The sequence below is a fragment of the Acidovorax sp. JMULE5 genome (assembly GCF_013376875.1).
Lineage (GTDB): Bacteria > Pseudomonadota > Gammaproteobacteria > Burkholderiales > Burkholderiaceae_C > Acidovorax > Acidovorax facilis.
On sequence record NZ_CP035951.1, the window covers coordinates 4,852,791 to 4,865,805 of the forward strand.

Sequence of the window (13,015 nt, forward strand, 5' to 3'; positions counted from 1 at the left end):
GGATTATAAAATTGTTGGCCCGAACAGGCGGCCTTGCTTGTTCAAGCCTTGATTTGGGTCAATTCCATGGGTCCACTGGACATCGCCAACCACCTTCTCAACTTTGTTGCACCCGCCGCCGCCATGGCGCTGGTGTTGGTGCTTGCGGGCCGTCTGGTGGGCTCCCGCAGTGCCTCGGCGATGTCGGTGTGGCTGCGCTGGGTGATTCTGTTTGCCGTGGGTGTGGCGGTGCTCGCAGCGGGGCTGGTGCTGTGGGGGCGTGACGGCAAGATGCTGATCTATGCCGCCCTGGTTGTGGCCTGCGCTACCTGCCAGTGGGTGCTGGTGCGGGGCTGGAAGGCTTGAAGCTTTCAGCAAGCCGTCACGTGTTTTGAGGGTTTGCGAGGGGTGGTTTTGGGGGCTCTGGCGCCCTTGTGTCTGATAGCCTTGGTGCCGCCCCTATGGCGTGCCATGTCATGGGTATTGGCGGTTTGACCCGCCGCTGACGAAGCCCCCTATACCGACTGCTGGAGACATTCCCCATGAAGCTGCTGCGTACCTGGATCACCCTGGCTGCGGGCTTGGCCCTTTCCGCTGCCGTGCACGCACAGGCTTTTCCGTCCAAACCCATACGTGTGGTCGTGGGCTTCCCGGCTGGCGGGCCTTTGGACCAGCATGCACGCCTGCTGTCCGATAAGCTGCAGGCCGTGCTCGGCCAGCCCGTGGTGATGGACTACAAGGCCGGTGCCGGTGGCACCGTGGGCGCGCAGGACGTGATGAAAGCACCGCCCGATGGCCACACCATCATGCTGGCCAACACGGGTGTGATGGTGATCAACCCGGGGCTCTACAGCCGGTTGCCGTATTCGACCCTCAAGGACTTTGTGCCGATTGCGCGCACCGCCATGCAGCCACTGGCGCTGCTGGTGAACCCCAACGTGCCTGCCAAGAGCCTCAAGGAGTTCATGGACTACGCCCGGGCCAAGCCGGGCCAGGTCAACTTTGGCTCGGCGGGCAATGGTGGCATCAGCCACCTGGTGCCCGAGATGTTCAAGACCGCCACGGGATTGTTCATGGTGCACATCCCCTACCGGGGCAGCGCCCCGGCGTTCACCGACCTGATGGGCGGGCAGGTGCAGTTCATGGCCGAGAGCATTCCGCAGGCCGCCGCGTACCACAAACAGGGCAAGGTGCGCGCCCTGGCGGTGACCAGCAAGGAGCGCAACCCCGCACTGCCCGATGTGCCCACGGTGATCGAGAGCGGCATCAAGGGATTCGAGGTGGTGGGTTTCTATGGCTTTCTGGCCCCGGCCGGCACGCCCAAGGAGGCTGTGAACAAGCTCAGCGAGGCCTTCGGCCAGGTGCTGCAGATGCCCGATGTGCGCAACCGCATGGTGAGCCAGGGGGCCGACCCGGCGTTTCTGGGCTCGGAGGACTTCGCGAAATTCCTGGCGTCCGAGATGCCACGCTGGGCCGAGGCGGTGAAAAAGTCGGGCGCGAAGCTGGACTGACCCCCTGAGGCGCTGCGCGCCTTCCCCCTGAAGGGGGACGCGACCCCTGGCCCGGCGAAGCCGGTTCCACGGTGGCACTGGCTTGGGGCGTGGATGGTTTGAAGGCGCGCCCTATGGCGTGGCGGGCGAAAAGAAGTCCACGCGGTCGGTGATGATGCCGTCCGTGCCCAGGGCGATGAGCCGCTGTGCGGCCCAGTCGTCGTTCACCGTGTAGCTCAGCGCGCGCAGGCCGTCGCCGTGGACGCGCGCAACCAGCGCCGCATCCCACAGCGCGTGGTTGCAGACGATGGCCACGCAGCCCAGCTCGCGGGCCGTGTTGTGCCAGCCGTCCCACAGCGTGTCCAGCAACAGGGCGCGGGGGATGTGGGGTGCTGTGGTGCGGGCGCCAGCCAGCGCTTCGGGTCGGAATGACGAGAACAGGGGCAACACCGCCTGGCCGTGCCACAGCCGCGCCGCATGCTCGCCCACTACCTGGCCTGTCTTTTCCTCCACGCCGGGTGTTGGCTTGATCTCGATGTTCAGCAAGAACCCGTTGGCGATGCAGTAGTGCGCAATGTTCTCCAGCGTGGGTAGCGGCTCGCCGGCGTAGCTGCGTGAATGCCAGGCGCCAGCATCCAGCTGTGACAGGGCCGCCCAGGGGTGATCGCCCCCGACCGCGCTCGCTGCTGAGCCCAGTGCCTGCGCGCCATTGGTCGTGCGGTCCAGCGTGGCATCGTGCATCAGAAACGGTACGCCGTCGGCACTCAGCTTGGCATCGCACTCGAACATGCGATAGCCATGCTGTGCTCCCAGCCGGAAGGCGGCCAGGGTGTTTTCAGGCGCGAGCTTGCCGGCGCCGCGGTGGGCGATCCAGCGGGGGTAGGGCCAGGGGGCGAGGATGGGAGATGGGGCGCTCATGCGGGTTCACCAAATTTCAGCAGGTTGCCGTGGGGGTCGATGACGAACATCTCCTTCATGCCCCAGGGCTGGACAACAGGTGGCGCCAGCTGCAGGCCGCGCGCCGTGAAATCCGCGTGCAGCGCTTCTGTGTCGGCACGCACATAACACGAGGTGTTCTCTGCAATGTGGCGCTCGGTGCAGGGCCAGAAGTGCAGCTCGCAGCCATCGCGCTGCAGGATCAGGTAGTTGTCCATCTCCAGCAGCGGATCAAAGCCCAGGTGCCTGGTGTAGAACCGCAGGGTTTCTGCAAGGTCCAGCGACGCCAGCACCGGGACTGTGGCCTGAACCTTGCCCCCGGTACTGGCAGCTGGCTTGGGTGGCATCGGTTCAGGCCGCGATGCGCTTGCCGGTGGTGGCATCGAACGCGTGCAGGCGATCTGCGCGGGGCTGAACATGGATCACGGAATCGGGCGCAGGGGAGTGCGTGCCTTCTTCAACGCGCACGATGATCTGCTCGCCATTGATGCGGCCATAGATCAGGCGCTCGGCGCCCAGCAGCTCCACCGTCTCGACCGTGACCGCCCAGCCTTCGCTGCGCACATCCAGGTGCTCGGGGCGGATGCCCAGGATGGTGCCGGGGGCGGCGCTCGGCGCGTTCTTGAGCAGATTCATGGGCGGCGAGCCGATGAAGCTGGCCACGAAGGTGGAGGCGGGCGTGTGGTAGACCTCTTCGGGCGTGCCGAACTGTTCCATGTTGCCGGCGTTCATCACGATCATGCGTTCAGCCAATGTCATGGCCTCGACCTGGTCGTGTGTGACGAACAGGCTGGTGATGCCCAGCTCGCGGTGCAGCTTCTGAATCTCCAGGCGGGTCTGGGCGCGCAGCTTGGCGTCCAGGTTGGACAGCGGCTCGTCGAACAGAAACACCTGGGGCTGGCGCACGATGGCGCGGCCCATGGCCACGCGCTGGCGCTGGCCGCCCGAGAGTTCGCGCGGCTTGCGTTCGAGCAGGTGGCCCAGTTCGAGGATCTTGGCGGCCTTGTCCACGCGCGCCTTGATCTCGTCCTTGGGCACCTTGGCGATCTTCAGGCCATACGCCATGTTGTCGAAGTTCGTCATGTGCGGGTACAGCGCGTAGTTCTGGAACACCATCGCGATGTCGCGCTGGGCAGGTTCCAGGTTGTTCACCACGCGGTCGCCGATGCGCAGTTCGCCGCCAGAGATTTCTTCCAGGCCTGCCACCATGCGCAGCAGGGTGGATTTGCCGCAGCCCGAGGGGCCGACGATCACGATGAATTCACCGTCCTTGACCTCGGCGTTCACGCCGTGGATGACCTGGTTGGCCTTGGGGCCGTGCCCGTAGCGCTTGATGATGTTGCGAAGAGAGATGGATGCCATTTTGCTATTAAATATGTAGCTGCTAGCGCAGATGTATGAAGCGGTAGGGCCTGTTTTATCTTTATTTTTCGGTGTCCACCAGGCCCTTGACGAACCAGCGCTGCATGACCACCACCACAAAGGCAGGTGGCAGCATGGCCAGCAGGGCCGTGGCCATCACGATGTTCCACTCGTTGCCTGCGTCGCCGCCGGCCAGCATGCGCTTGATGCCGATCACCACGGGGTACATGTCTTCGGACGTGGTCACCAACAGGGGCCACAGATACTGGTTCCAGCCGTAGATGAACTGGATCACGAACAGCGCGGCAATCGAGGTGCGCGACAGCGGCACCAGGATGTCCTTGAAAAAGCGCATCGGGCCGGCGCCATCCACCCGCGCGGCTTCGACCAGTTCATCGGGCACCGTGAGGAAGAACTGCCGGAACAGGAACGTGGCCGTGGCCGAGGCGATCAGCGGCACCGTGAGGCCCGCATAGGTGTTGAGCATGCCGAGGTCCGACACCACCTGGTAGGTGGGCCCGATACGCACTTCCACGGGCAGCATCAGCGTGATGAAGATCAGCCAGAAGCAGATGCCCTTGAAAGGGAAGCGGAAGTACACGATGGCAAACGCCGACAACAGCGAGATGGCGATCTTGCCCAGCGTGATGACCATGGCGGTGACAAAACTCACCCACATCATGTGCGCCACGGGTGCGGTAGAGCCCGCGCCGGTTCCGCCGCCGAACAAGGCGTCGTGGTAGGTCTGCCAGAAGTTGCCGCCGGGCACCATGGGCATGGGCACCTGCACGATGTCCTGCGCCGTGTGGGTGGAGGCCACGAAGGCCAGGTACAGCGGGAAGCCGACGATGATCACGCCCAGCACCATGATGAGGTGCGAGAACGCGGTGAGATAAGGGCTGCGTTCGACCATTTTTAGTATTGAACCTTTTTCTCGACGTAGCGGAATTGGATGACGGTGAGCACAACGACGATGGCCATCAGCACCACCGACTGTGCGGCCGATCCGCCCATGTCCATGGCCTTGAAGCCATCGTGGTACACCTTGTAGACCAGGATGGAGGTGTCGCGGCCCGGGCCGCCCTGCGTGGTGGCGTCCACGATGGCGAAGGTGTCGAAGAACGCATACACCACATTGATCACCAGCAGGAAGAACGTGGTGGGCGACAGCAGCGGGAACTGGATGCTCCAGAAGCGGCGCCATGGGCCTGCACCGTCAATCGCGGCCGCCTCGATGAGCGACTTGGGGATGGACTGCAAGCCCGCCAGGAAGAACAGGAAGTTGTAGGAGATCTGCTTCCACACCGCCGCAATCACGATCAGCGCCATCGCATGGTCGGAGTTGAGCATGTGGTTCCAGTCGAAACCCGACTGGCGCAGCAGGTAGGCCACCACGCCCAGCGAGGGCGAGAACATGAACATCCACAGCACGCCCGCCACCGCAGGCGCCACGGCGTAGGGCAGCAGCAGCGCGGTCTTGTAGACCATGGCGCCCTTGATGATGCGGTCGGCAAAGATCGCGAGGAACAGCGACAGCGTGATGCCGCTGACCGCCACCAGGATCGAGAAGAAGGCCGTGGTCTTGAACGATGCCAGGTAACCCGGGTCCTGGAACAGGTCCCGGAAATTGTCGAAACCGACCCATTCCTTCGAAAACCCGAAGGAGTCCTGCATCTGGAACGACTGCACCAGGGCTTGGCCGGCTGGCCAGAAAAAGAAGACGCTGATGATGGCCAGTTGGGGTGCCAGAAGCACCCATGGCAGCCATGCAGAGCGGAATAAAACGCGTTTTTCCATGTCGAAACTCTCAAAAAGAAAACCCCGCCGCCCCGTGAACCAATAGGGTTGACGGGGCGGCGGGCTTTCGATGCCACCCTGCAGTGCTGCTGGGCGGTATCGGCAGATGTTCGGCAGTGTTTACTTGTTGGCGCGGGCGAAGCGGCCCAGTTGCTCGTTGCCACGGGTCACGGCCGTGTCCAGTGCTTCCTTGGGCGACTTCTTGCCCGACCAGATCTGCTCGGTTTCCTCGTCGATGATGGCGCGGATCTGCACGAAGTTGCCCAGGCGGATGCCGCGCGACTTATCCGTGGCCTTCTTGATCATCTGCGTCACGGCCACGTCGGTGCCGGGGTTCTTGGTGTAGAAGCCCGAAGCCTCGGTCAGCTGGTAGGCGCCCATGGTCACAGGCAGGTAGCCGGTGCGCTGGTGGCTCGCAGCCTGGACCTTGGTGTCGTTCAGGAAGTTCAGGAAATCGGCCACGCCCTTGTATTCCTCGGCCTTCTTGCCAGACATCACCCACAGGCTGGCACCACCGATGGCGGTGTTCTGGGGAGCACCCTTTACATCAGGGTAGTAGGGCAGGGCCGAGATGCCGTAGGCAAACTTGGCTTCCTTGGCCACGCGGGCGTACAGGCCCGAGGAGCCCGTCATCATGGCGCACTCGCCCGATGGGAACGATGCGTCCGGCACGTTGCCACGGCCCTTGTAGACGAAGCTGCCGTCCTTGGAGGCCTTGGCCAGGTTCTCGAAGTGGCGCACGTGCAATGGCGAGTTGACCTGCAGCTGGGCGTCGTTGCCGTCAAAGCCGTTGTTCTTGGATGCGAACAGCGTGTTGTGCCACAGCGAGAAGCTTTCCAGCTGCGTCCAGCTGATCCAGCTGGTGGTGAACGGGCAGCTGTGGCCGCTGGCCTTGAGCTTGGACGCAGCGGCAAACACTTCGGGCCAGGTCTTGGGCGGCTTGTCGGCGTCCAGGCCGGCCTTCTTGAAGGCATCCTTGTTGTAATAGAACACCGTCGTGGAGCTGTTGAGCGGGTAGCTCAGCATCTGGCCGTTGGGCGCGGTGTAGTAGCCAGCCACAGCCGACACGTACTGGGTGGGGTCGAACTTGAAGCCGCCGTCGTTCAATACCTTGGCGACGGGCACGATAGCGCCCTTGCTGGCCATCATGGTGGCGGTGCCCACTTCAAACACCTGCAGGATGTGGGGGGCGTTGCCCGCACGGAAGGCAGCGATGGCGCCTGTCATGGATTCGTCATAAGTGCCCTTGTAAGTGGGCACGACCTTGTACTTGGTCTGGCTGGCGTTGTACTGCTTGGCCAGGTCATTGACCCAGTCGCCCAGCGCTGCGCTCATCGAATGCCACCACTGAATCTCAACTTGCTGCGCCTGGGCTTGCGCAGGTGCGCAGACCGACAGGGCGATGGCAGCGCAGACCGCCAGATGCTTCGTTTGCATGAATATTTCCTCCGAGGATGACGAAAAGCACAAAGGCTGGATGCTATGCAGCCGATGTGACATTGATATGTCGTTGTCGCATGACCCCAGCGCTTGCAACAACCGGGAAACCCCTTGGGTAACCCGCAAGGGGAGCGATTGTGACTCTTTTGTGACAAGGTGTGGCGCATTTGCCGAGGCTTGCAAGGTTTTGTGCAATGCACCATGCTGGTGACTGTTCGCTGGTCCCTGTCGCACCGGTTCGTTCGCGCCGCAGCGCGCCGGGTTCTTTTCTCCATCTCCTTCTTTCTCATTGCCATGGCCACCAATTCGCTGGACAAGAACAAGATCAAATTTCTGCTGCTCGAAGGCATTCACTCCTCTGCGGTGGATGTGATCCGCGCGGCGGGCTATACGCAGATCGAGACGGTGTCTGGCGCACTGCCCGACGATGAGCTCAAGCGCAAGATCGCGGATGTGCACTTTGTGGGCATCCGCTCGCGCACGCAGCTCACCGAGGAAGTGTTTGCCCAGGCCCACAAGCTCGTGGCCGTGGGCTGCTTTTGCATTGGCACCAACCAAGTGGATCTGAACGCAGCGCGCGAGCGTGGCATTGCGGTGTTCAACGCGCCGTACTCCAACACCCGCTCGGTGGCCGAGCTGGTGCTGGCGGAAGCCATCCTGCTGCTGCGCGGTATCCCCGAAAAGAACGCGGTGGCGCACCGGGGCGGCTGGCTCAAGTCGGCCGACAACGCGTATGAAATCCGGGGCAAGACCCTGGGCATCGTGGGCTACGGCTCCATCGGCACCCAGCTGTCGGTGCTGGCCGAGGCGATGGGCATGCACGTGGCCTTCTTTGATGTCGTCAACAAGCTGCCCCTGGGCAATGCCCGCCAGGTGCAGCACCTGCACGACCTGCTGGGCCAGAGCGACATCGTGAGCCTGCACGTTCCCGAGTTGCCGTCCACCGAGGGAATGATCGGCGCCGCCGAGATCGCGGCCATGAAGCCAGGCGGCATCCTCATCAACGCCGCGCGGGGCACGGTGGTGGATATTGAAGCGCTGGCCGCATCGCTCAAGGCCAAGAAGCTGCTGGGTGCAGCCATCGACGTGTTCCCGGTCGAGCCACGCACCAACAAGGACGAGTTCCAGTCCCCCCTGCGTGGCCTGGACAACGTGATCCTGACTCCCCACATCGGCGGCTCCACCATGGAGGCACAGGCCAACATCGGCCTCGAAGTGGCGGAAAAGTTGGTGAAATACAGCGACAACGGCACCAGCACCTCGTCGGTGAACTTTCCAGAGGTCGCGCTGCCCGCCCACCCCGGCAAGCACCGCCTGCTGCACATCCACCGCAACGTGCCGGGCGTGCTGTCGGAGATCAACCGCATCTTCTCGGACAACCAGATCAACATCTCGGCCCAGTACTTGCAGACCAACGAGAAGATCGGCTACGTGGTGATCGACATCGACGCCGCATCGTCGGATCTGGCATTGGACAAGCTTGCGCAGGTCGGCGGAACCCTGCGCAGCCGCGTGCTGTTCTGAGCGCCAGAGTGGGGGCCGACGCGGGGAGGGCACCGTGGCATAAAATCACGCCCCCACCCCAGGTAGACCCCCATGAATGTTCCGATCGCGTTGGCGGCCTTGCAGACGCAGGCCGCCGAGCCTGCCCGTCTGCGAGAAATTCCCTATAACTACACCTCGTTCTCCGACCGGGAGATCGTGATCCGCCTGCTGGGGTCCTCATCCTGGGAGGTGCTGGACCAATTGCGCAAAGAGCGCCGCACCGGCCGCTCGGCCCGCATGCTGTATGAAGTGCTGGGCGATATCTGGGTCGTGCAGCGCAACCCTTACCTGCAGGACGACCTGCTGGACAACCCCAACCGCCGCAAGCTGCTGGTCGATGCTCTCCAGCACCGCCTGGGCGAGATCGAAAAGCGCCGCACCCCCGCCGATGACGCCGGACGCGACCGTCTGGTGGGTGAACTGGTCGTCGCTGCGCGCCGCGCAGTGGCCGAGTTCAACGCCACCTTCGAGCAGGCCGCGCAGCTGCGCCGCCAGATCCAGAAGACGCTGGGCCGCCTGACGGCCAAGGACAACATCAAGTTCGATGGCCTCTCGCGCGTGAGCCATGTGACCGATGCGACCGATTGGCGTGTCGAGTACCCGTTCGTGGTGCTGACCCCCGACACCGAGGTCGAGATGGCGGGCCTGGTCAAGGGCTGTATCGAGCTGGGCCTGACCATCATTCCCCGGGGGGGCGGCACCGGCTACACCGGCGGCGCGATTCCGCTGACCTGGAAGAGCGTGGTCATCAACACCGAAAAGCTTGAAGCCATGACCGAGGTGGAGATGCGCCGCCTGCCGGGCCTGGACCGCGAGGTGGGCACGGTGTGGACTGAAGCCGGCGTGGTCACCCAGCGTGTGGCCGATGCGGCCGAGCGCGCTGGTTTTGTGTTTGCGGTGGACCCGACCAGTGCCGAGGCTTCCTGCATTGGCGGCAACATCGCCATGAACGCGGGCGGCAAGAAGGCCGTGCTGTGGGGCACGGCGCTGGACAACCTGGCCAGCTGGCGCATGGTCACGCCCGACGCCCAGTGGCTCGAAGTGACGCGCCTGGACCACAACATGGGCAAGATCCATGACGTGGAGACGGCCACCTTCGAGCTGCAGTATTTCGAGGCCGATGGCAAGACGCCCGTGCGCACCGAGCGCCTGAGCATTCCAGGCAAGACTTTCCGCAAGGAAGGCCTGGGCAAGGATGTGACGGACAAGTTCCTCGCGGGCCTGCCCGGCATCCAGAAGGAAGGCTGCGACGGCCTGATCACCAGCGCGCGCTGGGTGGTGCACCGCATGCCCGAGCACACGCGCACCGTGTGCCTGGAGTTCTTCGGCAACGCCAAGGACGCCGTGCCCTCCATCGTAGAGATCAAGGACTTCATGTTCGCCGAGCAAAAGCGCAGTGGCGTGCTGCTGGCGGGCCTGGAACACCTGGATGACCGCTACCTGAAGGCGGTGGGCTACGCCACCAAGAGCAAGAAGGGCAACGGCGGCCTGCCCAAGATGGTGCTGATTGGCGACATCGCGGGCGACAACGCCGACGACGTGGCCCGCGTGACCAGCGAGGTCGTGCGCCTGGCCAACACCCGCAGCGGTGAAGGTTTCGTGGCCATCACGGCCGATGCGCGCAAGAAGTTCTGGGCCGACCGCAAGAAGACGGCGGCCATCAGCCGCCACACCAACGCCTTCAAGATCAACGAAGACGTGGTGATCCCTCTGCCGCGCATGGCCGAGTACACCGATGGCATCGAGCGCATCAACATCGAGCTGAGCCTGCGCAACAAGATCAAGCTGTGCGACGCGCTGACCGAGTTCTTCGAGCGCGGCAACCTGCCCCTGGGCAAGCATGACGCCGACGACGAAGTCCCATCGCCCGAGCTGCTGCAGGAGCGCGTAGCCCAGGCCATCGCCCTGGTGGAAGGGGTGCGCGCGCTGTGGCAAGGCTGGCTGCACGATGTGGAAACACTGTTCCCCCAACTGCAGGACCACACCCTGCGTGCGAGCTGGAAGACCCAGCTGCGGGCGCCGCTGCAAGGCATTTTCACCGGCGCTGCGTTCAAGCCCATCCTGGACGAGGCTGTGGCCATCCACAAGCGCGTGCTCAAGGGTCGGGTGTGGGTCGCGCTGCACATGCACGCTGGTGACGGCAATGTGCACACCAACCTGCCCGTCAACAGCGACGACTACGAGATGCTGCAGACCGCGCACGAGGCCGTGGCGCGCATCATGGTGCTGGCGCGCAGCCTCAACGGCGTGATCTCGGGCGAACACGGCATTGGCATCACCAAGCTGGAGTTTTTGACCGACGAAGAGCTGCGCCCCTTTGCCGAGTACAAGCGCAAGGTGGACCCGGAAGGTCGCTTCAACAAGGGTAAGTTGCTCCGAAATCAGGAGCTGCCCGCGCTTTATGGACAAGCGCTAGAGGCCAAAAGCGCTTCAAACGCTGCGTTGATGCACGCCGATTTGACGAATGCCTACACGCCCAGCTTCGGGCTGATGGGCCACGAGTCGCTGATCATGCAGCAGAGCGACATCGGCGCGATTGCCGACAGCGTCAAGGACTGCCTGCGCTGCGGCAAGTGCAAACCCGTGTGCTCCACGCACGTGCCACGCGCCAATTTGCTCTACAGCCCGCGCAACAAGATCCTGGCCACCTCGCTGCTGGTCGAGGCGTTTTTGTACGAAGAGCAGACCCGCCGGGGCGTGAGCATCAAGCACTGGCAGGAGTTTGAGGACGTGGCCGACCACTGCACGGTGTGCCACAAATGCGAGAGCCCCTGCCCGGTGAAGATCGACTTCGGCGACGTCACCATGAACATGCGCAACCTGCTGCGCAAGATGGGCAAGAAGACCTTCCGCCCCGGCAACGCGCTGGCGATGACCATGCTCAACGCCACCAACCCGGACACCATCAAGTTCATGCGCTCGGCCATGGTGGATGTGGGCTTCAAGGCTCAGCGCTTGGCCGTGGACCTGCTGCGCAAGGTGGGCCGCAAGCAGACGGCCAAGCCGCCTGCGACGGTGGGCACGGCTCCGATCAAGGAGCAGGTGATCCACTTCATCAACAAGAAGCTGCCGGGCGGCTTGCCCAAGAAGACGGCGCGCGCGCTGCTCGACATCGAGGACAAGGACTACGTGCCCATCATCCGCAACCCGCAGGCCACCACCGCGGAGACGGAGGCGGTGTTCTACTTCCCCGGTTGTGGCTCCGAACGCCTGTTCAGCCAGGTGGGTTTGGCCACGCAGGCCATGCTGTGGCACGCCGGTGTGCAGACCGTGCTGCCGCCCGGATACCTGTGCTGCGGCTACCCGCAGCGCGGCTCGGGCCAGTTCGACAAGGCCGAGAAGATGATCACGGACAACCGTGTGCTCTTCCACCGCGTGGCGAACACCCTCAACTACCTGGATATCAAGACCGTGGTGGTGAGTTGCGGCACCTGCTACGACCAGTTGCAGGGCTACGAGTTTGACAAGATCTTCCCGGGCAGCCGCATCATCGACATCCACGAGTACCTGCTCGAAAAGGGTATCCAGCTGCAAGGCAAGGGCGCCTATCTGTACCACGAGCCCTGCCACAACCCCATGAAGCTGCAGGACTCGATGAAGACCGTGAAGGCGCTGGTGGGCGAGCAGGTCTTGAAGAGTGAGCGTTGCTGCGGCGAGTCGGGCACGCTGGGAGTGACCCGGCCTGACGTGTCCACGCAGGTGCGTTTCCGTAAGGAAGAAGAAATCAAGAAGGGCGAGGCCAAGCTGCGCGAGATCGGTGCCGTGGGCGCCCAGGACAACGTGAAGATTCTCACCAGCTGCCCCAGCTGCCTGCAGGGCCTGAACCGCTACGAAGGCGATCTGAACAACGGCCTGCTCGAAGCCGACTACATCGTGGTCGAGATGGCGCGCGAGATTCTGGGCGAGAACTGGATGCCTGAGTACGTACACCGTGCCAACAACGGCGGCATTGAGCGGGTGCTGGTCTGATGACCTGCCTCTTGTGCGCTGAAGACGGCGGCGCATTGGTCTGGCGTGGCGAGCGCCTGCGTGTCATCCGTGCGCATGATGCGGGGTTTCCTGCCTTCTATCGCGTGGTGTGGAATGCACATGCGGCCGAGTTCTCGGACCTGGCTGCCGTTGATCGTGTGCACTGCATGGAGGCAGTGGTCCTGGTGGAGCTGGCCCTGCGCCAGCACCTGTCGCCCACCAAGGTCAACATCGCGGCGCTGGGCAACATGGTGCCGCACCTGCACTGGCATGTGATTGCGCGGTTTGACTGGGACAGTCACTTTCCATCGCCCGTGTGGGCGGCGGCGCAGCGGCCCAGCCCGGCGGCGCAAGAGGCCGGCGTGCGGACCCTGCTGCCCGCGCTGGAGGCGCAGTTGCAATCGCGGCTGGCCCAGTTGCCTACCCGGTAACCCTGTTTGCGGTGTGCCCCAGAGCGGGTGGGACAATCTCAGAGGTCGTTTCTGACAACAGTTTTC

At 63.6% G+C, this 13,015-nt stretch carries 11 protein-coding genes; 5 read left to right on the forward strand and 6 right to left on the reverse strand.

Going from position 1 to position 13,015, the window contains the following annotated elements; all coding sequences use genetic code 11:
* Positions 1-66: 66 nt before the first annotated feature.
* Positions 67-345, forward strand: coding sequence for a hypothetical protein (locus tag EXV95_RS22105; protein WP_176888517.1), 279 nt, complete (start codon positions 67-69; stop codon positions 343-345).
* Between the two features lie 176 nt (positions 346-521).
* Positions 522-1,490, forward strand: coding sequence for a tripartite tricarboxylate transporter substrate binding protein (locus EXV95_RS22110; RefSeq protein ID WP_176888518.1), 969 nt, complete (start codon positions 522-524; stop codon positions 1,488-1,490).
* Positions 1,491-1,601: 111 nt separating this feature from the next.
* Here EXV95_RS22110 and ugpQ read toward each other — a convergent pair whose 3' ends face one another.
* The 6 genes from ugpQ to ugpB form a co-directional block, all read right to left on the reverse strand.
* Positions 1,602-2,387 carry a glycerophosphodiester phosphodiesterase gene (gene ugpQ / locus EXV95_RS22115; RefSeq protein WP_176888519.1) on the reverse strand — a complete coding sequence of 262 codons (786 nt, stop codon included), beginning with the start codon at positions 2,385-2,387 and terminating at the stop codon, positions 1,602-1,604.
* On the reverse strand, positions 2,384-2,752 hold the full coding sequence (locus tag EXV95_RS22120) for a VOC family protein (RefSeq protein ID WP_121422464.1): 369 nt from the start codon (positions 2,750-2,752) through the stop codon (positions 2,384-2,386). The genes ugpQ and EXV95_RS22120 overlap by 4 nt, the downstream gene beginning before the upstream one ends.
* Positions 2,753-2,756: 4 nt before the next feature.
* Positions 2,757-3,767, reverse strand: coding sequence for a sn-glycerol-3-phosphate import ATP-binding protein UgpC (locus tag EXV95_RS22125; RefSeq protein WP_055399144.1), 1,011 nt, complete (start codon positions 3,765-3,767; stop codon positions 2,757-2,759).
* Between the two features lie 61 nt (positions 3,768-3,828).
* On the reverse strand, positions 3,829-4,680 hold the full coding sequence (ugpE, locus tag EXV95_RS22130) for a sn-glycerol-3-phosphate ABC transporter permease UgpE (RefSeq protein WP_121422465.1): 852 nt from the start codon (positions 4,678-4,680) through the stop codon (positions 3,829-3,831).
* A 2-nt stretch (positions 4,681-4,682) separates the two neighbouring features.
* Positions 4,683-5,564 carry a sn-glycerol-3-phosphate ABC transporter permease UgpA gene (gene ugpA, locus EXV95_RS22135; protein WP_176888520.1) on the reverse strand — a complete coding sequence of 294 codons (882 nt, stop codon included), beginning with the start codon at positions 5,562-5,564 and terminating at the stop codon, positions 4,683-4,685.
* A 120-nt stretch (positions 5,565-5,684) separates the two neighbouring features.
* Positions 5,685-7,001 (reverse strand): sn-glycerol-3-phosphate ABC transporter substrate-binding protein UgpB, encoded by a 1,317-nt coding sequence (ugpB, locus tag EXV95_RS22140; RefSeq protein WP_055399138.1) that lies wholly within the window; start codon positions 6,999-7,001, stop codon positions 5,685-5,687.
* A 297-nt stretch (positions 7,002-7,298) separates the two neighbouring features.
* Here ugpB and serA point away from each other — a divergent pair, with 297 nt between their 5' ends.
* The 3 genes from serA to EXV95_RS22155 all read left to right on the forward strand — a co-directional run bounded on the left by serA (position 7,299) and on the right by EXV95_RS22155 (position 12,949).
* On the forward strand, positions 7,299-8,528 hold the full coding sequence (serA, locus tag EXV95_RS22145) for a phosphoglycerate dehydrogenase (RefSeq protein WP_121422467.1): 1,230 nt from the start codon (positions 7,299-7,301) through the stop codon (positions 8,526-8,528).
* Between the two features lie 72 nt (positions 8,529-8,600).
* On the forward strand, positions 8,601-12,518 hold the full coding sequence (locus EXV95_RS22150) for an FAD/FMN-binding oxidoreductase (protein ID WP_176888521.1): 3,918 nt from the start codon (positions 8,601-8,603) through the stop codon (positions 12,516-12,518).
* Entirely contained in the window at positions 12,518-12,949 is a 432-nt protein-coding gene (locus tag EXV95_RS22155; protein ID WP_176888522.1) for an HIT family protein, read from the forward strand. The genes EXV95_RS22150 and EXV95_RS22155 overlap by 1 nt, the downstream gene beginning before the upstream one ends.
* Positions 12,950-13,015: the final 66 nt, after the last annotated feature.

What these genes read in the sequence shown, in the direction of transcription:
- ugpA (WP_176888520.1), bottom strand. Translation starts at nt 5,564, where the DNA reads ATGGAAAAACGCGTTTTATTCCGCTCTGCATGGCTGCCATGGGTGCTT.
- EXV95_RS22125 (WP_055399144.1), bottom strand. Translation starts at nt 3,767, where the DNA reads ATGGCATCCATCTCTCTTCGCAACATCATCAAGCGCTACGGGCACGGC.
- EXV95_RS22120 (WP_121422464.1), bottom strand. Translation starts at nt 2,752, where the DNA reads ATGCCACCCAAGCCAGCTGCCAGTACCGGGGGCAAGGTTCAGGCCACA.
- ugpE (WP_121422465.1), bottom strand. Translation starts at nt 4,680, where the DNA reads ATGGTCGAACGCAGCCCTTATCTCACCGCGTTCTCGCACCTCATCATG.
- EXV95_RS22105 (WP_176888517.1), top strand. Translation starts at nt 67, where the DNA reads ATGGGTCCACTGGACATCGCCAACCACCTTCTCAACTTTGTTGCACCC.
- EXV95_RS22150 (WP_176888521.1), top strand. Translation starts at nt 8,601, where the DNA reads ATGAATGTTCCGATCGCGTTGGCGGCCTTGCAGACGCAGGCCGCCGAG.
- EXV95_RS22110 (WP_176888518.1), top strand. Translation starts at nt 522, where the DNA reads ATGAAGCTGCTGCGTACCTGGATCACCCTGGCTGCGGGCTTGGCCCTT.
- EXV95_RS22155 (WP_176888522.1), top strand. Translation starts at nt 12,518, where the DNA reads ATGACCTGCCTCTTGTGCGCTGAAGACGGCGGCGCATTGGTCTGGCGT.
- serA (WP_121422467.1), top strand. Translation starts at nt 7,299, where the DNA reads ATGGCCACCAATTCGCTGGACAAGAACAAGATCAAATTTCTGCTGCTC.
- ugpB (WP_055399138.1), bottom strand. Translation starts at nt 7,001, where the DNA reads ATGCAAACGAAGCATCTGGCGGTCTGCGCTGCCATCGCCCTGTCGGTC.
- ugpQ (WP_176888519.1), bottom strand. Translation starts at nt 2,387, where the DNA reads ATGAGCGCCCCATCTCCCATCCTCGCCCCCTGGCCCTACCCCCGCTGG.